Source organism: Streptomyces sp. DSM 120436, assembly GCF_055778765.1.
In genome coordinates this window covers 417,630-438,918 of record NZ_JBSKBS010000001.1, presented here as the reverse complement: position 1 = coordinate 438,918, position 21,289 = coordinate 417,630, and the positions used below count along the sequence as shown (strand labels likewise).

Annotated in this window: 19 protein-coding genes and 2 tRNA genes; 13 read left to right on the top strand and 8 right to left on the bottom strand. The window is 74.1% G+C overall.

Annotated features, from left to right (window positions below):
- Positions 1–27 precede the first annotated feature (27 nt).
- Together ACWH4W_RS01970 and ACWH4W_RS01965 are read left to right on the top strand one after the other, a co-directional pair.
- Positions 28–597: a DUF6434 domain-containing protein gene (locus tag ACWH4W_RS01970; protein WP_473074132.1), complete on the top strand. Its 570-nt coding sequence runs from the start codon at positions 28–30 to the stop codon at positions 595–597.
- A 276-nt stretch (positions 598–873) separates the two neighbouring features.
- Positions 874–1,281, top strand: a complete 408-nt coding sequence (locus ACWH4W_RS01965) for a type II toxin-antitoxin system PemK/MazF family toxin (RefSeq protein ID WP_473074131.1) — start codon at positions 874–876, stop codon at positions 1,279–1,281.
- A gap of 95 nt (positions 1,282–1,376) precedes the next feature.
- Here ACWH4W_RS01965 and ACWH4W_RS01960 read toward each other — a convergent pair whose 3' ends face one another.
- Entirely contained in the window at positions 1,377–2,387 is a 1,011-nt protein-coding gene (locus ACWH4W_RS01960) for an SEC-C metal-binding domain-containing protein (protein WP_473074130.1), read from the bottom strand.
- A 331-nt stretch (positions 2,388–2,718) separates the two neighbouring features.
- Between ACWH4W_RS01960 and ACWH4W_RS01955 the strand changes: the two genes are divergently transcribed.
- The 3 genes from ACWH4W_RS01955 to ACWH4W_RS01945 all read left to right on the top strand — a co-directional run bounded on the left by ACWH4W_RS01955 (position 2,719) and on the right by ACWH4W_RS01945 (position 5,122).
- Positions 2,719–3,066, top strand: a complete 348-nt coding sequence (locus ACWH4W_RS01955) for a DUF6412 domain-containing protein (RefSeq protein WP_473074129.1) — start codon at positions 2,719–2,721, stop codon at positions 3,064–3,066.
- A gap of 159 nt (positions 3,067–3,225) precedes the next feature.
- Positions 3,226–3,948, top strand: a complete 723-nt coding sequence (locus tag ACWH4W_RS01950) for a YidC/Oxa1 family membrane protein insertase (RefSeq protein WP_473074128.1) — start codon at positions 3,226–3,228, stop codon at positions 3,946–3,948.
- 448 nt (positions 3,949–4,396) lie between these two features.
- Positions 4,397–5,122 carry a S1 family peptidase gene (locus ACWH4W_RS01945; protein WP_473074127.1) on the top strand — a complete coding sequence of 242 codons (726 nt, stop codon included), beginning with the start codon at positions 4,397–4,399 and terminating at the stop codon, positions 5,120–5,122.
- Between the two features lie 295 nt (positions 5,123–5,417).
- On the opposite strand, the gene ACWH4W_RS01940 is transcribed toward ACWH4W_RS01945, so the two are convergent.
- Positions 5,418–5,897 (bottom strand): heme-degrading domain-containing protein, encoded by a 480-nt coding sequence (locus ACWH4W_RS01940; RefSeq protein WP_473074126.1) that lies wholly within the window; start codon positions 5,895–5,897, stop codon positions 5,418–5,420.
- Positions 5,894–6,970: a Gfo/Idh/MocA family oxidoreductase gene (locus ACWH4W_RS01935; protein WP_473074125.1), complete on the bottom strand. Its 1,077-nt coding sequence runs from the start codon at positions 6,968–6,970 to the stop codon at positions 5,894–5,896. Before ACWH4W_RS01935 ends, ACWH4W_RS01940 begins: the two co-directional genes overlap by 4 nt.
- A gap of 79 nt (positions 6,971–7,049) precedes the next feature.
- Here ACWH4W_RS01935 and ACWH4W_RS01930 point away from each other — a divergent pair, with 79 nt between their 5' ends.
- The 5 genes from ACWH4W_RS01930 to ACWH4W_RS01910 all read left to right on the top strand — a co-directional run bounded on the left by ACWH4W_RS01930 (position 7,050) and on the right by ACWH4W_RS01910 (position 11,959).
- Positions 7,050–8,138 (top strand): ROK family transcriptional regulator, encoded by a 1,089-nt coding sequence (locus ACWH4W_RS01930; RefSeq protein ID WP_473077389.1) that lies wholly within the window; start codon positions 7,050–7,052, stop codon positions 8,136–8,138.
- A 244-nt stretch (positions 8,139–8,382) separates the two neighbouring features.
- Complete coding sequence (locus ACWH4W_RS01925) at positions 8,383–9,162, top strand: HAD-IIA family hydrolase (RefSeq protein WP_473074124.1); 780 nt, start codon at positions 8,383–8,385, stop codon at positions 9,160–9,162.
- A 113-nt stretch (positions 9,163–9,275) separates the two neighbouring features.
- Complete coding sequence (locus ACWH4W_RS01920) at positions 9,276–9,836, top strand: hypothetical protein (RefSeq protein ID WP_473074123.1); 561 nt, start codon at positions 9,276–9,278, stop codon at positions 9,834–9,836.
- A gap of 8 nt (positions 9,837–9,844) precedes the next feature.
- On the top strand, positions 9,845–10,489 hold the full coding sequence (locus ACWH4W_RS01915) for a class F sortase (RefSeq protein ID WP_473074122.1): 645 nt from the start codon (positions 9,845–9,847) through the stop codon (positions 10,487–10,489).
- A gap of 423 nt (positions 10,490–10,912) precedes the next feature.
- Positions 10,913–11,959 carry a glycoside hydrolase family 6 protein gene (locus ACWH4W_RS01910; protein WP_473074121.1) on the top strand — a complete coding sequence of 349 codons (1,047 nt, stop codon included), beginning with the start codon at positions 10,913–10,915 and terminating at the stop codon, positions 11,957–11,959.
- 122 nt (positions 11,960–12,081) lie between these two features.
- On the opposite strand, the gene glxA is transcribed toward ACWH4W_RS01910, so the two are convergent.
- The 3 genes from glxA to ACWH4W_RS01895 form a co-directional block, all read right to left on the bottom strand.
- Positions 12,082–14,022, bottom strand: coding sequence for a radical copper oxidase GlxA (gene glxA, locus ACWH4W_RS01905; protein WP_473074120.1), 1,941 nt, complete (start codon positions 14,020–14,022; stop codon positions 12,082–12,084).
- Positions 14,019–16,070 (bottom strand): glycosyltransferase family 2 protein, encoded by a 2,052-nt coding sequence (locus ACWH4W_RS01900; protein ID WP_473074119.1) that lies wholly within the window; start codon positions 16,068–16,070, stop codon positions 14,019–14,021. Before ACWH4W_RS01900 ends, glxA begins: the two co-directional genes overlap by 4 nt.
- A gap of 467 nt (positions 16,071–16,537) precedes the next feature.
- Positions 16,538–16,611: transfer RNA gene (locus ACWH4W_RS01895), tRNA-Lys, on the bottom strand.
- 195 nt (positions 16,612–16,806) lie between these two features.
- Between ACWH4W_RS01895 and ACWH4W_RS01890 the strand changes: the two genes are divergently transcribed.
- The 3 genes from ACWH4W_RS01890 (at position 16,807) to ACWH4W_RS01880 (ending at position 20,167) form a co-directional block, all read left to right on the top strand.
- Complete coding sequence (locus tag ACWH4W_RS01890) at positions 16,807–18,123, top strand: peptidoglycan-binding protein (RefSeq protein WP_473074118.1); 1,317 nt, start codon at positions 16,807–16,809, stop codon at positions 18,121–18,123.
- A 77-nt stretch (positions 18,124–18,200) separates the two neighbouring features.
- A complete protein-coding gene (locus tag ACWH4W_RS01885; protein WP_473074117.1) occupies positions 18,201–19,385 on the top strand; it encodes an SPFH domain-containing protein in 1,185 nt (394 codons plus the stop codon).
- Between the two features lie 176 nt (positions 19,386–19,561).
- The gene (locus tag ACWH4W_RS01880; protein WP_473074116.1) at positions 19,562–20,167 is read left to right on the top strand and encodes a lytic polysaccharide monooxygenase auxiliary activity family 9 protein; all 606 of its coding nucleotides are present in this window, start codon (positions 19,562–19,564) and stop codon (positions 20,165–20,167) included.
- 85 nt (positions 20,168–20,252) lie between these two features.
- On the opposite strand, the gene ACWH4W_RS01875 is transcribed toward ACWH4W_RS01880, so the two are convergent.
- Positions 20,253–20,326: transfer RNA gene (locus ACWH4W_RS01875), tRNA-Lys, on the bottom strand.
- Between the two features lie 116 nt (positions 20,327–20,442).
- Positions 20,443–21,201: an IclR family transcriptional regulator gene (locus tag ACWH4W_RS01870; protein WP_473074115.1), complete on the bottom strand. Its 759-nt coding sequence runs from the start codon at positions 21,199–21,201 to the stop codon at positions 20,443–20,445.
- Positions 21,202–21,289: the final 88 nt, after the last annotated feature.

The following is a 21,289-nucleotide window of genomic DNA, read 5'->3' as shown; positions in this document are numbered from 1 at the left end:
GTGTATCACCTCGCCCATTATGTGAACGTGAGTTCGAATGCGGATGCCGAGGCGCGCCCGGAGCTGAGTGCGGCGTTGAGCGGGGACGAGCTGGCCCGCTGGTACTGGACGCCGGCCGAGCTGACCGTGCTCGCCCGGGAGCTCGGGGTGGCGCGGGGCGGTGGGAAGGCAGCACTGGCGGAGCGGCTACGGGCCGCGTTGGACGGCGTCACCCCGCCGGCCGCGCCGCCCCGGACGCGTAGCGCCGGCCGCCGGCTCGCCGCGCCGGTGAACGGGTCCACCGTGATCCCCGAGGGCCAGCGGTGCAGTCAGGTGCTGCGCGAGTACTTCCGCCGCGAGATCGGCCCGGGTTTCCACTTCGACGCCTCCCTGCGGACGTTCGTCGCCGAAGGCGCAGGGCGCACCCTGGCCGACGCCGTCGCCCACTGGCACGCCACGCGCCGGACCGCTGCCCGGCCTCAGGAGATCGGCGCGCAGTTCGAGCTCAACCGCTTCCTGCGTGACTGGCATGCGGAGCATCCGGCCGGCGGCCGTACCGAAGCGCTCGCCGCCTGGCGCGCTCACCGTGACCGGCCTCGCAGCCCGGCCGCGGGGTGACCGGCCGCGGGTGACCGGCCCACACCCACGCCTGGGCTCCGAGGGCCCGGCAACCCGGTCCCGGCCGCGCGCCTCCTTCCGAGAGGGCAGGGTCTACGCTGTGACCCGTGGCCGCCGCATGACCTTCAGTCTTCACACACCGGTGATCACCGGTGGCCGCACCCGTCTTCACCGCCCCCTCGGTCACGATGTGCGAAGACGGGGCTGAGCTGCATCGCTTCCGTGTCCCGCTCGGGGCGCGCAGCGTTCGTCCGCCCTCTCGTGCCAGGAGGACACATGCAACGCGGCGACATCTGGTGGGTCGACTTCGACGAGCGGCGCCCGGTCGTGCTGCTGTCGGACGACGAGCCGTCCGGGTTCCAGGCGATGCAGGTCGTTGCTCCGGCGGGCGTCGACCTCAGCGGCCTGGGCGTCGAAATCGCCGTGGGCGCCCTGGAAGGACTGCCCTTCGAAGGCGTGCTGCGGTTCGCGTTCCCGCGGCCGGGCTTCACTCCTTGCACCTGGCTGACCACCGTGGCCCGGGACGACCTGATCGAGCGGGCGGGCGTGTTGTCCTCCGCGAAGCTCAGCGAGGTCGGAGAAGCCCTCCGTGCCGCCGGACGGAGGAGGGAGTGGGCCCCGATGACGGCTGCCAGGTTCCACGAGATCAAAGACGCCCGCCGTCTCGGAGGGGTCGACGAGTAGTGGACGGCGGCCGGCCCCGGACCTGGTCCTGCGGGCGGCCGTCGTCCGCCACGAGGTCCCACGGATCCCTCCTGGCGAAGCGAGGCTTCCGAGCGTCAGGAGCCGTGACACTCCCCGTAACCCCGCCCCGACCCGCACCAGCACGCCTCCGCGCGCTCCGGCGGCCACGCCACCGCGCGCCCCCGCGCCGCCAGCGTCGTCGCGTACTGGGGGAGGAGCGACGCGTCCGACGGGGACGCCAGTTCGGACGCGGCGAACGCCTCGTACGACGGGACCGTGCCCCGTACGATGCCCAGGTTCGGCGTGCCGGAGGCGGCCAGTTCGCGCAGGGCCGCCTCTATCGTGCCCAGGTGCGCCTCGTAGGACGGGTACTCCTCCGCGAGCTCCGGGTACGCCTCCGTCAGCTCCGCCAGCTCGTCGGCCGGCCAGTGCAGCACCGCCACCGGGAACGGGCGGGACAGCGCCTCCCGGTACGCGCCCAGCTCGGCGCGCAGTCGCAGGATCTCCGCCTCCAGCTCCTCCGGGTTCTCCGAGCCCAGCGACCACACGCGCTTGGGGTCGTGCAGCTCGTCCAGGCCGATGGGGAGCCGGTGCACGGTGTCCGCGAGCGCGTCCCACTCGTCGTGCGGCGCGCCCAGCATCCTGCGCACGCGGTGGCGGCCGAAGAGCAGCGGGTGCGTGGCGCGCGGCGGCTCCGTCACGCCGGCCAGCAGCAGACGCACCGCCTCGGTGAACGTCTCGTGCGCCTGCTCCAGCTCGTCGTGCGCCTCCAGCGCCTCCGCGGCGATCACCCAGGGGGCGGGGTCGCGCGGGGACGCCGTGCGGATGCCGTCGATGATCGCGCGGGCCTCCGCCTCGTGGCCGTACTCCCACAGGTTGGACGCCTTCAGGGCACGGACCAGGTACGGCTTGTCCAGGTCCGCGCCCGAGGTCAGCAGGCGGTCGTAGAGGGCCGTCGCGGCCGGGCGGTCGCCGGCCAGCTCCCGGTGGGCGGCGGCCCGCAGCAGCAGGGCCTCGGCGTCCTCGGGGTAGCGGTCGGCGGTCCGCTCCAGCCGGGCGGCCTCGTTGATGTGGTCGACGTTTTCGGCAGGCGTGTCGGAGCGCATGGGGGACACCGTACTGCCGACGGGTGACAGAGGAGAGGGTCTGAAGTCCTCCGGACGCGTGCGGCGACCGCCCCGTCCGCGGACTGTCGGGGAACCGCCGGGGAACCATCGGGGCCGTCCCGGACGTCGACGTGGTGCCGGGACCGGGACGCGGAGGGGTTCCGAACGGGACTCGGACGGGACCCGACCGATCCGGCCGGCCGGACGCTGCTCCGGCCCGGCCGGCCGTCGGCAGACCGTGGGGGCGGACCCCTGTGACGCCCGCCCGGCGGCGGGACCTGGCACAATGCGGTGCACGACGCACCACGGGACGGAGAGGGGGACACGGCCCATGACGCGGCACACGACCGCAGGACGGCCGGCCACGCGTTCCGTGCGCGCCCTCCTCGTCATGCTCTTCCCGCTGCTCCAGGTCGCCCTGCTGCTGACCCCGGCCCCCGACGGCGGACTCTCCCTGGTCCACGTCACGCTCGCCGCGACCGCCGCGGCCGGGGCCGCCCTCACCGTGTGCGCCGTGCTCGCCGCCCGCAGCGCGCCCGCCGTGCCGCCCACCCGGGTGCGGACGGCCCTGCGCGACCGCGACCGGCGTACCGCCTTCCTGCCCCAGCGGGATCCCGACGCCAAGGGCCGCACCCGGCCCCGAGCACCCGGTCACGCCCTCCCGGCGACCGCCGCGTAGGGCACCTCGCAGGGCATCGCGTACGGAACTCTCCTGCGCGCCCCCTCCGTTCCGCACGCCGCCCCGCGCGCGGGTCGTCATGCCGACCTCCCCGATCCCGTCCCGGCCGTCCGTCGCGCCGGGACCCCCGGCACGACGAGACCCCCGGAGGGCTCACCCATGTCCGTCTTCGCCGACCTGGTCCAGCACCTGGCCGATCTGCTCCAGCCGCTGTTCGGCGCCGCCTCGGCCGCCGCCGCGATCGTCCTGTTCACCGCGCTCGTACGTCTCCTCGTCCACCCCCTGTCCCGGGCCGCCGCGCGCGGCCAGAAGGCGCGGGCCGCGCTCCAGCCGCGGATCGCCGAACTGCGCCGCAAGCACGGCAGGAACCCCGAGAAGCTCCAGAAGGCCGTGCTCGAACTGCACGCCGAGGAGAAGGTGTCCCCGCTGTCCGGCTGCCTGCCCAGCCTGCTCCAGCTCCCCGCGTTCTTCCTGCTGTACCACCTCTTCTCCAGCGGCACGATCGGCGGACAGGCCAACACGCTGCTCGGGCACGAGCTGTTCGCGGCGCCGCTCGGCGGGCGCTGGACCGACGCGCTGGGCGACGGCGGGGTGTTCGGGGCGGCCGGTCTCGTGTACGTCGGGCTGTTCGCCGTCGTGGCGGCCGTCGCCGCGTTCGGCTACCGGCTGACCCGGCGCTCGATGGCCGCCGACCCCGGTCCGCCGTCCACGGGCGCCGGTGCCGGCGAGTCCGTGCCGGGGGCGGCCGCGCTGACCCGGTTCCTGCCGTTCACGTCCTTCTTCACGCTCGTCACCGTGGCCGTGGTGCCGCTCGCCGCCGCGCTCTACGTGGTGACGAGCACGACGTGGAGCGTGGTCGAGCGGGCCGTCCTGTACCGGTGACGGCAGGCGCCCGCCCCGCGTGCGGCGGGTTCAGCCGTTCCCGAGCCGCAGCCGGAAGGCGGGGCGGACGGCCGGGCCGTCGTCGGCGTCCCCGGGACGCCGGCTGCTCGCCCCTCCCTCGCCGGCAGGCGCTCGGTCCGCGGGATCTCCTGGGCGACTCCCCGCCGTCGGAGTGCCGTCGGAGTGCCGTCGGAGTGCCGTCGCGCCGTCACACGGCCTTTCAGGGCGGGGAGAAGGCTCCGCCCAGGTCGGGGCGGGTATAGCGCCGTGTTATCCCCAACCGTTAGTACCCCGTTGGACGAATCTTCGGGAACCTGTGCCGTACCCCACACCGAACTCCTGTGTCACGGGCAGGAGTTCGGACGGGGTGCGGCCCCGTGTTCCTCGCCGGGCCGCGTCCCCCACAGCTGAGCACGCGCCCCCTGCGTGCCCGTCGAATCGAGGAACCTTGCGCATATCCCGGCTCGTTCCCGCGCTCGCCGCCGCCGCGGTCACCGTCCTCGCACTCCTCAGCCCCACCGCCGCCGCGGCCGAGGCCCCGGCGCCGCCCCCGGTCACCAAGGCGCCGCAGCCCATCATCGGCGGCGGTCAGGCCTCCAGCGGTCCCTGGGCCGCGCGGCTGTTCTCCAACGGCCGTGAGACCTGCTCGGCCACCATCATCGCGCCGACCTGGATCCTCACCGCCAAGCACTGTGTCACCGGCGGCGGTCTGTCCTTCCGCATCGGCAGCCTGGACCAGCACAGCGGCGGCACCGTCGCCAACGGCGTCCAGACCCACACCCACGGCTCGGACCTCGCGCTCGTCCGCCTCGACCGCTCCGTGTCCGCGACCTACGCCCGCCTCGGCCAGCCGGGCACCGTCCGCGTCGGCCAGAACGTCCAGGTGTACGGCTGGGGCGCCACCTCCCGGTGCGGCTCCGAGGCCACCTGCCAGTCCCGGTACCTGAAGGTCGCCAACGTCACCGTCACCGGCGGCTGCTCGGACGCCTACGGCGGCTCCGCGATCTGCGCCCGCCGCGGTGACGGCATCACCGCCGGCGGCGACTCCGGCGGCCCGATGATGGCGAACGGCGTCCAGGTGGGCGTCGCCTCGACCAGCGACCGCCAGACGACCACGGCGTACACCAACGTGACGGCGTACCGCTCCTGGATCCAGTCGGTGGCGGGCGTCTGAGACCTGGATCCCGCCGGTCGCGGGCGGCCGACCGGCCGCCCCGGCCCGTCGTCCGCACCCACGGTCCCCGGCCCGGCGCACGTGTCGCTCCGCCTCCCCGGGCCGGGGACGCACCACGGGCCCCGGCCCCTCACCGCTCGCGCCGTGGTGGGGGGCCGGGGCCCGTGACCCCGGACGACGCACCCGGACGACGCACCCGGCGAGTCCTCCGGGTGCGTCGTGCCAGGTGTGTCATGCCGGGTGTGTCATGCCGAGTGCGTCACGGCGCGCCACGGGAGCCGGGGCGCCGGGGGCCTCAGTGCGCGGCCAGGAACCGCTCCAGCGCCTCCACCACCATGCGGTGGTCCTGGAGCTGGGGCAGCCCCGACACCGTGACCGCGCCGATCACGCCCACGTCCGCCACGGTGACGGGGAACGAACCGCCGTGCGCCGCGTACGTGTCGGGGTCCAGGCGGGAGGACTCCTCGAACGTCGTGCCCTTGGCCCGGAACCGCGCGCCCACGAGGTAGGACGCGGAGCCGTAGCGCTCGACCACCCGGCGCTTGCGGGCGATCCAGGCGTCGTTGTCCGGCGTGGAGCCGGGCAGCGCGGCGTGGAAGAGCTGCTGACCCGCGCGGTGGATGTCGACGGCGACCGGGGCCTGCCGCTCCCGGGCCATCTCCACCAGGAGGCAGCCCAGCGCCCAGGCGTCCTCGTGGGTGAACCGGCGGAAGACCAGGCGCTGTTCCTGCGCCTCCAGCTCCTCGACGGTCGGGGTCGCTTCGGGCTTGCTCACAGCGTCACCGTCACCTTCTCGGCGGCCGAACGGCGCGCCGCCTCCAGGACGTCGAGGGCGTCGGCCGCCTCCAGCGCGGTCACCGGGTTGGGGCCGCCGTCGCGCAGGGCCCGCGCCACGGCCGCGTAGTAGGCGGGGTAGTCGCCCGGCAGCGTCTCCACGGCACGTCCGCCGCCGGTCACCGGGGACTCGCCGGCGCCGAGGCGGCCCCACAGCTCCTCCGGTTCCGTGCCCCACTCCGTGCCGGACGCGCCCGGGCGGGCGCCGTCGCGCAGGGCGGCCTCCTGCGGGTCCAGGCCGTGCTTGACGTAGCCGGCCTTCGAGCCGAGGACGCGGAAGCGCGGGCCGAGCTGGGCGGTGGTCGCGGAGACGTACAGGTGGGAGCGGACCCCGCTCGCGTGGGTGAGCGCGAGGAAGGTGTCGTCGTCGGTCCGCGCGCCCTCGCGGCGGACGTCCGTCTCCGCGTACACCGACGTCACCGGGCCGAACAGGACCAGCGCCTGGTCGACGACGTGGCTGCCGAGGTCGTACAGCAGGCCGCCGATCTCCGCCGGGTCGCCGGACTCCCGCCAGCCGCCCTTGAGCCGCGGGCGCCAGCGCTCGAAGCGCGATTCGAACCGGTACACCTCGCCCAGCTCGCCGTCGGCGATCAGGCGGCGCAGGGTGAGGAAGTCGCTGTCCCAGCGGCGGTTCTGGAAGACGGACAGCAGCAGGCCGCGCTTCTCGGCGAGCGCGGCGAGCGCGCGGGCCTCGGCCGCCGTGCCCGCCACGGGCTTGTCCACGACGACCGGCAGACCGGCCTCCAGCGCGGCGGTGGCGAGCGGGACGTGCGTCCGGTTCGGGGAGGCGACGACGATCAGGTCCAGGTCGCCCGCGCGCGCCCACAGCTCGTCCGCCGAGGCGGCGACCGTTGCGTCCGGGAAGTCGGCGCGGGCCTGCGCCTGCCGCTCGGGGTGCGAGGTGACGACCGTGTCGAGCGTGAGGCCCTGGGTCGCGGCGATCAGCGGGGCGTGGAACACGGAACCCGCGAGGCCGTAGCCGACGAGGCCGACGCGGAGGGGAGTGCCAGTCATGCCCCTACTTTCGCAACGCTGTTGCCAAAGTGCAAGAGCGGGCCACAATGGGCGGGTGAACAGGACGTACGGCGGTGGCATGCGGGGTGCGGGCGGCGGGGCCAACCTCCTGGCCCTGCGCAGCCACAACACCGCGCTGGTGCTGGACCTGCTGCGCACGGCGGGAGCCGACGGCATCAGCAGGCTGGAACTCGCCGAGCGCACCGGGCTCACCCCGCAGGCGGTCAGCAAGATAACCGCCCGGCTCCGCGAGGAGGGCCTCGCGGCGGAGGCCGGGCGCCGGGCGTCCACGGGCGGCAAGCCGCGCACGGTGCTGCGGCTGGTCCCGGAGGCGGGCCACGCGGTGGGCGTGCACCTGGACCGCGACGCGCTCCGGGCCGTGCTGGCCGACCTCGACGGCACCGTGGTCGCGCGGCGGCACGCGCCGCTGGACCTGGGCGCAGGGGCGGAGGCGGTGCTGACGCGGGTCGCGTCGGCGGTGGAGGAACTGGGGGCGGGGATTCCGGGCGGCGGCTCGCTCCTGGGGGTCGGGGTCGCGCTGCCCGGGCCGCTCGACCACCGGCGGGGGGTGCTGCACCGGGTGACGGGGTTCCCCGAGTGGGACGGGTTCCCGCTGCGGGACGCCCTGGCCGAGCGGCTGGGGGCGGCGCCCGTGGTCGTGGACAAGGACACCAACGCGGTGGCGCTCGGGCTGGCGGTCGGGGGAGAGGGCGGGTCCTTCGCCTACCTGCACCTCGGTACGGGGCTGGGGGCCGGGCTGGTCGTCGGCGGGAGCGTGCACCGGGGGCCGCGGACCGGGGCGGGGGAGTTCGGGCACCAGGTGGTGCAGCTCGACGGGCCGCCGTGCGGGTGCGGGGACCGCGGGTGCGTGGAGGCGCTGTGCCTGGCGGCGGTGGCGCGGGGGGAGGCGGCGGAGGCGGCGCGGGTGCTGGGGACCGGGGCGGCGAACCTGGTGGGGCTGCTGGACATCGACCGGGTGCTGCTGGGCGGGCGGACGGTGGAGGGGGCGCCGGAGGTGTTCGCCCGGGGGGTGCGGGCGGTGCTGGAGGCGCGGGCCCGCAGGACGGGCGAGGAGGGGGTCGCGGTGCGGGTGGTCCCCGGGGAGGGGCGGGTCGCCGAGGGGGCGGCGCAGTTGGTGCTGGCGCCGGTGTTCGGGCAGGACGGGTAGCCGCGCGGGCGGGGCTTCGACCAGGACCCGGCACGGGGGCGGGCCGGGGGCGCCGCGCAACCCGGCGCTCGCGGGGCGCCTCCCCGGCGGGGCGCCTCTCCCGGAGGAGGTGTCCCCGGCGCCCACCTGCGCTCCTCCGGGGCACGACCGCCCGCGACCGGGGAGGGGACCGCCGTTCCCACGGTGATCCCACGCTGTTTAGGCTGGGGCCCACGGCACCGCGTACGGCGAGGAGATCGCGCACATGGCAGACCGCAAGCCCATCGAGTCCTGGCTCACCGACATGGACGGGGTGCTGATCCACGAAGGGGTGCCGATTCCCGGGGCCGACGCCTTCCTCAAGAAGCTGCGCGAGACCGGGCGGCCCTTCCTGGTCCTCACCAACAACTCGATCTACACCCCGCGCGACCTGCACGCCCGGCTGCGCCGGATGGGGCTCGAGGTGCCGATCGAGAACATCTGGACGTCCGCCCTGGCCACCGCCAAGTTCCTCGACGACCAGCGGCCCGGCGGGTCGGCGTACGTCATCGGCGAGGCCGGCCTGACCACCGCGCTGCACGACATCGGCTACATCCTCACCGACCACGACCCCGACTACGTGGTCCTCGGCGAGACCCGCACCTACTCGTTCGAGGCGATGACCAAGGCGGTCCGGCTGATCAACGCCGGGGCCCGGTTCATCTGCACCAACCCCGACGAGACCGGCCCCTCCACCGAGGGCCCGCTCCCGGCGACCGGCGCGGTGGCCGCGCTCATCACCAAGGCGACCGGCCGGCAGCCCTACTTCGCCGGCAAGCCGAACCCGCTGATGATGCGCACCGGGCTCAACGCCCTCGGGGCGCACTCGGAGAGCAGCGCGATGATCGGCGACCGGATGGACACCGACGTGCTGGCGGGCATCGAGGCCGGCATGAAGACGTACCTCGTGCTCACCGGGCTGACCCGGCCGGAGCAGGTGGAGAACTTCCCGTACCGGCCGTCCGAGGTCGTCGACTCCATCGCGGACATCGTCGACCTGGTCTGATCCCGTAGGGCCCGGTCGCCGTATCCCGTTCACCCGCCCGGCCCAAGGCCGCGCGTACGGGGGTGCGGGGCCGGGCCGCGCGGGAGAACCTCCTGAGTGTCTGGAGGTTCTCGATGGGTAAGCGGCGACTCGCTCTCTGCGCGGGTGTCCTGGCCGTCACCGCGTTCGGTCCGGCGGCCCGGGCGGCGGACGTGGCGGACGGCGGGAGCGTCACCGTGCTCCCGGCGGCCCCCGCGCCCGGGGGCGACATCGTCCTCGGGGTGACCGGGTGCGACGCGCGCGAGACGGTCGCGCGGTCCCCGGCGCTGGTGTCCGACGCCCTCCTCACCCCCGCCGGGGACGGCCTCGCGGGCGACGGGCGGGTGCGGTCCACGCTCCCCGCCGGGACGTACCCGGTGACCGTCTCCTGTGACGGCACGGAACACCAGGGCACCCTGGAGGTCGTCCGGAAGCAGACCCCCGCCGGGGGAGCCGGGCCCTCCGCGCACCCGTCCCCCGTCGCCCCCGTGAACGCCGGAGGCGGCGGCGCCGCGCGTCCCCTCGCCGGTGGCCGGGAGGAGGACGGGCCCGGCACCGCGCAGACGGTGGTCGCGCTCGCCCTGGCCGGGACCGCCGCCCTCACCGTGCACCGCGCGGCCCGCCGTCAGGCCCGGCGCGGGCGGGGGACGAAGTGACCGGCCTCGTGCGCGTGACGACGAAGCGGCTGCCCGCCGGGGCGGTCTGGGTGGCGCTGCTGCTCGGGCTGTGGCTGTGGGGGCAGGGGCTCACCGAGGTGCCCGCCGGATCGGCCGGGACCGCCACCGGCGACATGGCGGCGGCCGGCCGTCCGCCCCTGACCGACCTGCCCACCGTCCACCGGCCGCTGAAGGCCGCCGAGCCGCTCACCCTCCACATCCCCGGCCTGGAACTGCGCGCCCCGGTCGTCGCCCGCGGCCTGGACGGGCGCGGCGCCCCGGACCCGCCGCCGCTCGACCGCGCGGGCGAGGTCGGCTGGTACGCGGCCGGAACCGCCCCCGGCGCGGAGGGCGTCGCGCTGATGGTCGGGCACGCCGACTCCCGGACCCGGCCCGCCGTCTTCCACCGGCTGGACACGCTGGCGCCCGGCCAGGAGATCCGGGTGGCCCGCGGGGACGGCACGGTCGCCGAGTTCACCGTCGAGGACGTCCGCGTGCTCGACCGGGCCGGCTTCGACGCCCAGGAGGCGTACGGCCCGCGCCACGCGGGGCGCGCCGAGCTCCGGCTGATCACCTGCGGCGGCGCCTTCGACCGCGCGACCGGCGCCTACGAGGCCAACGTGGTGGTCTCCGCGTACCTCACCGACGCGTGAGCTCCGGGGGCGGCCCGCCGCGCCCGGCCCGGCCGGCGCCCCGCTCCCCGGGGCCGTCGGCCGGACCGGTCCCCGACCGCGCGCGGCACGGGCCGCGGGAGGGGGACCCGGCGGGACGCGCGGGAGGTCCACGGAGGGCGCGCGGGCGCGCCGGCCTGGCCGCAGGCCGGCGCGCCCGACTCCGGAGGGAAGGCCGGACCCGGCCCAGAGGCCGCATCCCGTCACGTCCCGGACCGGTCGCGTTCGGTGATCGGCGCAGGTGGACGTGGATCCGGCCGCGCGCGGCGGCCCGGCGGCGCGTCCGTCCGGGGCCCGCTGTGACAGGGCGTGGACAAGCGGGACTCGGCCGTCCTGGCACGATGCGCGGTGTGCCAGGATTGGGGCTCGGAAGACGTGAACCGAGTGCACCCAAGGGGGGGTTGGATGTACGGCAGCAGGGGGGCCGGGGCGTTCGCCGGGAGGCGGGCGTCCGCGGCGGTGCTGGGGGCGGCGCTGCTGCTCGCGGGATGCTCCTCCGGGGGTGACGACGGCAAGGACGGCGACCAGGAGGAGGGCCCGGCCGGCGCTGCCGTCGTGCAGCAGCCGAAGGAGGCGGCCCCCTTCTGGGTCAACCCGGACGGCCTCGCGGTGCGCAAGGTCGCCGAGCTGCGCAAGGACGGCAGGAAGACCGAGGCGGAGCAGCTCCGCAGGATAGCCGAGCAGCCCGTCGCGGAGTGGATCAGCCCCGAGAACCCCGAGGAGCAGGCCCGGGAGCTCACCGAGGCCGCCGACGAGGCCGGCCGCCGGGCGGTGCTGGTCCTCTACAACATCCCGCACCGCGACTGCGGCCAGTACTCGCGGGGCGGCGCCCCCGACGGCGACGCCTACCGGGACTTCGTCGACGCGGTGGCCGAGGGCATCGGGGACCGCCCGGCGACGGTGGTGCTGGAGCCGGACGCGGTGCTGCACCTGGTCGACGGCTGCACCCCGCAGGAGTACCACGAGGAGCGCTACGACCTCCTCAAGGGCGCCGTCGCCGAGCTCAAGGGCCTGAAGGACACCGAGGTGTACCTGGACGCGGGCAACGCCGGCTGGGGCGACCCCGACCAGATCCACGAGCCGCTGAAGTGGGCCGGCGTCGACCAGGCCGACGGCTTCGCGGTGAACGTCTCGAACTTCTACACCACCGAGGACTCCATCGCGTACGGCAGGAAGCTGTCCGCGAAGGTCGGCGGGAAGCACTTCGTCATCGACACCAGCCGCAACGGCAACGGCCCCTACACCGGGGGCGACGCCGAGGAACGCTGGTGCAACCCGCCCGGCCGGGCGCTCGGCGAGACCCCGACGACCCGCACGGCCGACCCGCTCGTCGACGCCTACCTGTGGATCAAGCGCCCGGGGGAGTCGGACGGCGAGTGCAAGGGCGGCCCGAAGGCCGGCGAGTGGTGGCAGGACTACGCCCTGGACCTCGCCCGCGGCACGGCCGGCTGAGGTGACTGGCTGGAGCGGCCGGCCGGGACGACCGGCTGACGCGGCCGGCGGGGCCGGGACGCGAAGGGGGCGCCGTGGGATCCGCACGGCGCCCCCTGTCACACGGCTCGCGGCCGGGCGCGCTACGGCACCTGCACCCACTGGGCCTTGCTGGGCGTGCCGTCGCCGTCGGTGACGAACAGCATGTACCAGCCGGACTGGACCAGGTTCTTGTTCTCCGGCACGGTCACCGTGACCTTGTCGCCGTCGGTGGTGAAGTCCAGGGCGATCGAGCGCTGGTCCACGTCGGTGACGTGGGTGGTGGCGCTCGGCCGGATCAGCCGCGCCTTCTTGACCGACGCGGCGTCCGCGGAGGTGAACGTGCCGGACGCGCCGCGCTCGATGGTCTGCGGCCCGCCGGAGAGGTCGGGCTGCCCCTCCGCGCCGTACAGGTACGGCGGCGTGTAGATCTCGATGCGCTGCTCGAACTCGCCCGGCTTGGTGTTGGCCTTGTCGGCGAAGAGCGGGTCCGAGCCGAAGAACATCACGCGGCCGTCGGGCAGCAGGAGCGAGCCCGCGTGGTAGTTGCGACCCACCAGCGGGTCGGCGACCCGCCGCAGCTCGTTCTTCTCCGTGTCGTAGATCCGGGCCTCGAGGATGTCGGAGTCGCTGCGGCCGCGGTAGTCCTCCGAGCCGCCGGAGATCAGCACCTCGTCGTTCGGCAGGATCGACGCCTGCGGGTAGCGGGTGCCCTTGTCCAGCGACGGCCCGTCCACGAACCGCGGGTCGTCGGCCTTCAGGTCGACGATCCGGGTCTTCTCACTGGACCGCTGGGACTCGCCGACCCCGCCGCCGCCGATGACCATGTACCTCTCGTCCTGGGCGGGCGGCAGCAGCACCGTGTTGGACGTCTCCATCAGGTCGGGGTCGCTCAGCCCGGGGACCTTCTTGAACGTGTTGGTCTCCACGTCCCAGACGCCCGGGTCGCGGCCGACGTCGTCCGGCCCGTACCCCGCGTTCGACCCCGAGTAGAAGATCTTGCCGTTCTGCATCAGGAACAGCGCCGGGTACGTCGGGAACTGCCGGACCTCGTCGGTGTACTCCCACTCCTTGGTCTCCGGGTCGTAGATCTCGTTCTTGCCCGGGACGAGCTGGCCGATGTCGTCGAGGCCGGAGACGCTGAGGATCCTGCCGTCGCTCAGGGTGGTGAGCGTCGGGTACCAGCGGGCCTCCTTCATCGGGTCGACCTTGATGTACTTCTCGGCGACCGGGTCGAACTCGTAGGCGTCCCGGATGCCCTGGAAGTCCTTCTTGTCCAGGGCGAGCTTCTCGGCGACGCCGTACGTGTTCTGCGCGTCCTCGCCGGTGAGGCCCTGCACGGTGTAGTTGTCCTGCGTGCCGGTCTCGTACTTGGCGCCCTCCTTCTGCGCCTCGACGTAGATGCGGCCGACGCCCGGGGTGGTCCCCAGGAACTCGCCGGTCTCCGGGGCGAAGTTCTTCTCGGCGCGCGGGACGAGCACCGGGTCCTTCGAGACGAAGGTCTTGCCGTTCTCCTTGCCGGTGAACTTCGTCCCCGCCGGCAGGGTGACCGGCTTGTCCGGGTTCTCGTTGTGGACGAGCATCAGGCCGCCGGCCTTCTTCACGTCGCCCTTGAGCTTCTCGTACCGCTTGGTGCCGCCCGCGATCAGCAGGTTGCCGTTGGCGAGCTGCGTGTGGCCGGTGCAGAACAGGTCGGTCGGCGTGGGCACCTTCTTGACGGTGCCCTTGACCGGGTCCCAGATCCGGGTGTCGTACTTCTTCGCGTCGAAGTTGTCCTGGTCGTTGCCCGATCCCGCGACGAGCAGCACCTTGCCGGTGCGCAGCAGCGCCGCGTGGATGGTGTTCTGCCGGTACTCCTCGGGGAAATCGATGATCTCCCACTTGCCGTTCGCGGCCTTGTACTCCGGCTGGTCGATCTTGTACTGGTGGTATTTCTCCGTCCCGAAGCGGTACAGCCACGGGCCGTTCATCCCGGCCAGCGCGAGCACCACCACCGTGCCTATCGCGATCCGACGGGCGCGACGGCGGCCTGCACGGTCAGTCATTCCTTACGTCCCCCAAGTCCACCAAGGGCGATCTGCATGGTCTGGTCGTCACCGGGGTTGCCGCCCCCGGGCCCTCCCGGCCCTTCGGGGCCCCCTGATCCGCCCGGTGCGCCGTGGGAGCCGGCCCACTGGGGCCGCGCCTGCGGCTGGTGCGGGGCGTGCGGCTGCTGCGGGGCGTGCTGCTGCGGCATCCGCACGCCGTCGGCCGGGGCCGCGCTCTCGTGCTGCTGCCCCGCCGCGTGCGCACCGGGCTTCTTCCGGTCCTGCCGCATGCCGTGGCGCCAGGCGAACATCGGCGTCGCGGTGATGAGCAGGGCGAAGGTGGCCCAGATGACCATCGCCGGGTGGGAGTTGCCGAAGGCGAAGCCCGCGGCGATGGAGCCACCGAAGATCAGGATGAAGTACCAGTGGTACCGGAAGGTGCCGAACCAGGTGTCCGGGCTGGCCGAGTCGCCCTTCGGGGTGACCACGAACGTGCTCTTGCGGCGCAGCACCGAGTCGATCAGCGCCTTCGCGTAGAGCGGGGCCGACAGCGCGGACATCACCATGCCGGCCACACCGCCGGAGCCCTCCGGCTCGTGCGGCGAGACGTTGTGGCGGCGGTTCCAGACGTACAGGCCGATCTGCAGCGCGGAGGCGTTGCCGTAGAGCATCAGCCAGACGGCCGGGTCGATGTTCACACCCGAGGCGCCCAGGCCCAGGAACAGCGCGCAGCTCAGCGCCGCGAGGATCCAGTTCAGGGCGGACATCGGATAGAAGATGATCATCATCGTGTAGTTGAAGAGCTTGCTCGGCGGGAGCGAGTACCAGCCCTTCCAGTACTGCTTGAGGATCGTCTCGTACGTGCCGCGCGACCAGCGCATCTGCTGGGTGAAGAAGTCGGTCCAGGCGTTGGGGCCCTCGCCGACCGCGAGCACGTCCGGGGTGTAGACCGAGCGCCACTTCCGTCCGGTCTCCGGGTTCTTGGCGCGGTGCATCTCGAACCCGGTCGCCATGTCCTCGGTGATCGAGTCGTACAGGCCGCCGATCTGCTTCAGCGCCTTGATGCGCACGGCGTTGGAGGTGCCCACGAACATGGGCGAGCCGTAGCGGTTGCCGGCGCGCTGGATCAGCGCGTGGAAGAGGAACTGCTGGGACTCGGCGGCCTTGGTGACGAAGTTGTCGTAGTTGCCGTAGACCTGCGGGCCGATGACGAAGCCGACGTCCGGGTCGCGGAAGAAGCCGAGCATCCGCTCCAGGTAGTTCGGCAGCGGCACGTGGTCGGTGTCCACCGAGGCGAAGAAGTCGTAGTGGTCGCCGTGCGCGTCCAGCCAGGCGTTGTAGTTGCCGTGCTTGGTCTTGGCGCGGTGCGGGCCCTTGGGCTGGTTCCACTTCGCGACGCCCTTGCGGGAGAAGTGGTGCACGCCGAGGCGCTCGCAGACCGCCTTCACCTCGGGGTCGTCGCCCTCGTCGAGCAGCCACACGTGCATCAGGCCCCGGTGGCGGATCCTGACCGCCGCCTCCAGGGTCTTCGTCACCATCTCCAGCGGCTCCTTGCCGGGCACGAAGGAGGTGAGGAAGGCCACCCGGGTGCCGGTCTCGGGCACCACCGGGACCGGGTCGCGGGCGACGAGCGTGGCGTGCGCGTTCGACACCACGTTCAGGCAGCGGAAGAGCTCGATCAGACCGATCGACACCAGCATCACGACGTCGAGGGCGGGCAGCCACTCGAACGCCGGGTAGTCGCGCTCCGTCCAGTGCGAGGGCTGGAGCAGCCACACCAGCAGCACCAGCGACAGCACGGGGGCCGCCAGCAGCATCAGCGCGATGCGGATGCGGTGCGGCTCCTGCCAGATCAGCGAGCGGTACTGGACCGTGTACGGCTTGTTCGGATCGGGCTGGGTGAGGGGACCCGCGAGACGGCTGTAGTGCTCGTAGTCGTATGTGGGCAGCGCCTTCTTGATCCGGCGGAACGTGCCGGTGTTCCAGTTCCGGTGGCCGGGCACCCTGAGCTGGGTGGTCTGGGACGGGTCGTCGTCCCGGTGGGCGCCTGTCGGCGTCGACGTCATGAGTCATCCCCCCACACGCGGCACGCGCGCGTGTTCCGTTGCTTCCTAGCGTCCGCGCCGGTCCCCTCGACCTCCGGACGTATCAGTGGTGGACCGCGGTCACCAGATCACGCACACCTTATAGACACGGGTCCGTGTCATTCCGGTTGCATGACCCCCTTCGGCGCCGGTGCGGGGAGACGGGATCCCGCACCCCGTCCCGGTCCACGGCCGGTCCTCCCCCGGTCCCCCCGACGGCCGCGAGGGCACGGCCGTGTGAAGGGACCAGGGTCCCGGTTCGCTCCTCATGATCGCAAGGTGCGAAACACGGTGCAGACCGGGCATAGGTGACCCGGGGGACGCCTGAGGGCGGCCCGCGAGGTCACAGTTCCGTACGGGGCGCGAGGGCGTGGCGCTCAACGGCGGCGAGAGGATTTCCGGCCACAAAGCGACGGGCCCCTCGCGGAACGAGGGACCCGTCGTGTCGGTGCGCCGCCAGGGACTCGAACCCCGGACCCGCTGATTAAGAGTCAGCTGCTCTAACCAACTGAGCTAGCGGCGCCTGCTGACGGCAGAACTCTACAGGACTCCGGGGCGTGCTCGTGACGGCTCCGGCCCGGCGGTCCGCCCCGGCGCATCCGGGGGACGGGTCCTTTACATCATTCGGACCGTCAGAATGCGCGCCCGGAGGACCGTTGGAACACTGACCGTCGTGCGCGGATGCGGAGAAACGTTCCGGGAATGTGAGGTCGATCGCATGGGGTCTTCGGTGTGCGAGGAATGCGGTCCGGCCGGAGACCGCGCGTCCCCCGGGTGCGGGCGGGAAGAACAGGAGCGGCCGCTGCCCCGCGCCGGGCGGCGCTCGCCGGCGCGCCGCGCCGCCCTCGTGGTGGCCGCGGTCACGTCCGCCGTGTTCGGCGCCCACCCGGCCCCCGCGGTCGCCGCCCATGACGCCCGGGTCTCCACGGGTCAGGGCGTTCCCGCAGATCAGGGCAGCGGCGGCGGGCAGGGGGAGCCGGGTCCGCTGTTCGGGTCCGACGGCCGCACGGGTCCCGCGGCGCCGTCCGGCGGCCCGGTGGCGGTCCCCGCCGTCAGCCGGGCGGACATCATCGAGCGGGCCGCCGCCTGGGTCAGCCAGAAGGTCCCCTACAGCGTGTCCTCCTACTGGTCCGACGGATACCGGCAGGACTGTTCGGGCTATGTGTCGATGGCCTGGAAACTGCCCGGCAACGAATGGACGGGCAGCCTCGCGCAATACGCCGACGAAATCACCAAGGCGGAACTCCAGCCGGGCGACATCCTCCTGTTCCACCATGCGGCCGATCCGTACAACGGTTCGCACGTCGTCATTTTCGGCGGGTGGGCGGACTCCGCCCGCACCCAGTACGTCGCCTACGAGCAGACCCCGCCGCACACCCGCCGGATGACCACGCCGTACGCCTACTGGAACAACTCGGCGCGCTATGTGCCGTACCGCTACAAGGGGGTGACCGACGGGGCGGCGGGGGCGGCCCCGGAGGCCGCCGCGGCCGCCCGGCCCGCGCTTTCGGCCGAGCCGCCGGCGGCGCATTCCCGACCCGGCCCCGAGGGCGCGGACACCGTGGAGCCCGGCGGCGAGCTCGTGCCCGCCGTGCCCGCCGTGCCCGCCGTGCCGGACGGTCCGCTCGCGGCGGGCGCCGGGGACGGGGCGGTCCCCGTGGCGCCGGCGCGGCGGGGCGTCGCCGCAGGTGGTGCTCCGGACGTGTCGGCCGGGCGGTCCGGAGGGGCGCCGCACCCGTCAAACGGAGGTTCCGCTTCTGCCCCGGCCGGCCCTCTCGCCGTACCCGCCTCGCACGGGGCGCCGGGTTGCCCGGGCCGGGCGCCGTCCCGCCCGGGAGCGGAGAACGCACATGTCACCCGGCTGGGCCGGGAGCCGGCGGCCGAGGGGTTTGGGCACCACCGCCAGGGGCCGGGTCCGCGCCGGAGCGAGGAGGACCGCCGCGCCACGGCCGGCTGCCGGCGGGCGCAGGGCCTGCGCGGCGGGGCGGCCGACGGCGTCCCGGGCCCGGAGACCCGGCAGCGGCTCCCCGCCTGAACCGACCGGGGCGCCGGGCAGCCGCCCCGCCCGAGTCCCTCGACGTGACGCGTCTGGCGCGGAGGCTGGAGGCACGCATGACCACCACGACATCCCACATCCCCGAACACGTCCCCGAGCACGTCCCCGAACGCGTCCCCGAGCACGTTCCCGAGTCCGAAGGACCGGCGGACGCCGTGGCCGGCCGTCCGGCCCGGCTGATCCACACCGAGTCCACCACCGAGGTCCCCGTCCACCTGCTGTTCCGCGACGAGCCCGCGCCCGCGCCGCCCCCGGCGGAGACCGAGCCGCGGCCCGCGGCCGGCGCCGGCCGCCCCGGCGCCGGCCGGGACGACCGGGACACCCGGGATCTCAGGGTGCGGGCCCGCGCCGCCGCGCCCGGCGTCGACCCGGAGATCGTGGAGCGGCCCGCCCGGGTGCTGCCGGGCATCGCGGGCGTGATCGCGGGGATGTGCGGCACGGCGGGCTGCGTGGCCACGGCGTGGTGGGCGGGGGTGCTGCCGCCGCTCGCCGCGGAGGCGCTCGGCCTCACCGTCCGGGCCGGCGGCCCCGGTCCCGCGCAGTGGGCGGCGTTCGCCGGGGCCGGGGCGCTCGGGCTGTTCGGCTTCGGCGGGCTGGCCCGCGGACGGACCGGGCGGGCCTGGGTGCTCGGGCTGTTCGGCCGCTACCGGGGGACCGTGCGGGACACCGGACTGCTGTGGGTGAACCCGCTGTTGCTGCGCCGCCGGGTCGACGTGCGGCTGCGGCACTGGCGCGGCGAGCCGCTGTCGGCGGCCGACCGCGGCGGGGTCGCGCTGCGGGTGGCCGTGCAGGTGGTGTGGCGGGTGCGGGACACCGCGCGGGCGACGCTGGGCGTGCAGGACCACGAGGGGTACCTGCGGGCGTGCGTGGAGGCGGCGTTGCTGCGGGTGCCGGTGGCCGCGCCGGGCGCCGGGCGGGGCGCGGTGCAGACGACGCAGGACGCGCTGACCCGGCTGGTCGCGGCGGACGCCGGGCCGGTGGGGGTGGAGGTCCTGGCGGTGCGGCCGCTGCGGGTGGAGTACGCGCCGGAGGTGGCCGCCGCGATGCACCGGCGCCGGATCGCGGCGCTGGACGCACGGCACCGGGCGAGCGTGATCGGCTCGGTCGTGGACTCGGTGGAGGACACCGTGGCCCGGCTGACCATGCGCGGTCTGGTGGACCTGGACGACTGCGAGCGCAAGGTGCTGGTGAGGGACCTGACGGTGGCGTTCTGCGCGGGGCGGGGCGAGGCGGGGCCGTGAAGGGCGGGGAAAGGCCGGGGAAAGGCCGAGAGGGACGGGGGCGGCCGGGAAAGGCCGGGGGAGGCGGGGGGAACAAGCCTTGTGATTGGTATGGACATGCTCAACCAACGCCCCTACTCTGAGCCTTGGTCTAGACCTGCACCCTGAACACTCCCCCACATTCCAGGAGCGGCAGCATGCGTAAACGGACCAAGTGGTACGCGGCCGCGGTGGGACTGGCCACGACCGGAGCGCTCGTGCTCTCCTCCGGCGGGGCCAGCGGCCACGGCTACACCGACCTGCCGGTCAGCAGGCAGAAGCTCTGCCAGAACGGCTCGGTCTCCCACTGCGGCGCCATCCAGTGGGAGCCGCAGAGCGTCGAGGGCCCGAAGGGCTTCCCGGCGGGCGGCCCCGCCGACGGCAAGCTTTGTTCGGCCGGCAACGCGCCCTTCGCCGCGCTCGACGCCCCGCGCACCCCGTCGGGCGGCGCCTGGCCGACCACCCGGGTCACCGGCGGCCAGAACTACACCTTCCGGTGGCAGTTCACGGCCATGCACGCCACGACCGACTTCAAGTACTACATCACCAAGCCGGGCTGGAACCAGAACCACAACCTGTCCCGGTCCGACCTCAACCTCACCCCGTTCCTGACCGTCCCCTACAACGGCCAGCGTCCGCCGCAGACCCTGTCGCACAGCGGCCGGCTGCCCACCGGGCTCAGCGGTCACCACGTGATCCTCGCGGTGTGGACGGTCCACGACACGGGCAACGCGTTCTACGCCTGCTCGGACGTGACCTTCTAGCGCCTCGCGGACCGGTCCGGGCTCCGGCCGGGCCGGTCCCGGGCACGTCAAAGGGCCTCTCGCTCCCACGAGAGGCCCTTCTCGGTGCGCCGCCAGGGACTCGAACCCCGGACCCGCTGATTAAGAGTCAGCTGCTCTAACCAACTGAGCTAGCGGCGCATGACTCCCGTCGTCCGCTTCCGCGGTCGGCGACGGAGAAAATCATACCCGGTCCGGGGAGGTGCTCCCGACCACCTCGACCGCCTCGACCGGGATCCCGGTCCGGGCGGCCGTCCCTAGATCGCCAGCGACAGCAGGACGGGCGCGGCGTTGCGGTTGAGGTGGTCGGCGGCCCGGCGCAGCCGGTGGGCGTGCTCCAGCGGCAGGGACAGCGCCAGGCACCCGGCCGTGGACCCGGCGGTGAGCGGGACGGCCGCGCAGACCGTGCCGACCGCGTACTCCTGGAGGTCCAGGACCGGCACCGTCGGCGGCTGCGAGGCGAGCTTCGACAGCAGCAGGCGGTCGCTGGTGATGGTGCGCGAGGTGAGCCGGGCCGGGCGGTGCCGGGCCAGGTGGTCGCGCCGGCCCTCGTGGTCGAGCTGGGTGAGCAGGCTCTTGCCGACCGCCGTGGCGTGCGCGGAGTGGCGGAAGTCCACCCATTCGTTCACCTTCGGGGTGGCCGGGGAGTCGGCGTACTGGGTGACCGTGACCTCACCGTCGACGTACCGGCTGAGGTAGACGGCGGCGCCCACGGAGTCGCGCAGCCGGTCCAGGGTGCGCTGGAGGGTGCCGCGCAGGGCCTCCTGGTGTCCGTCGGCGGAGTCCAGCCGGGCGAAGGCCGCCCCGGTGACGTACCCGCCGTCGGCGATCTGCTCGACGTAGGCCTCGCGGCGCAGCATGCGCAGGAGGGTGGTCAGCCGCTCCGCGGCGATGCCGGCCTCGCGGGCGAGTTCGGTCTCGTTGATTCCTGTGCCGCGCCGCGCCACCGCCTCCAGGACGCGCAGCGCGTCCTGGACCGAGTGGTACGACGCGGTCGGCTCGTGCCTCAGCGCCACGGTTTCCCCCTGCGCTCGCTCCGTAGACCCGTCGGAACCGTCCCGGCCGCCGGGCGGGCGGGACGGTGTCCAAGGGCCTGGGGCCGCA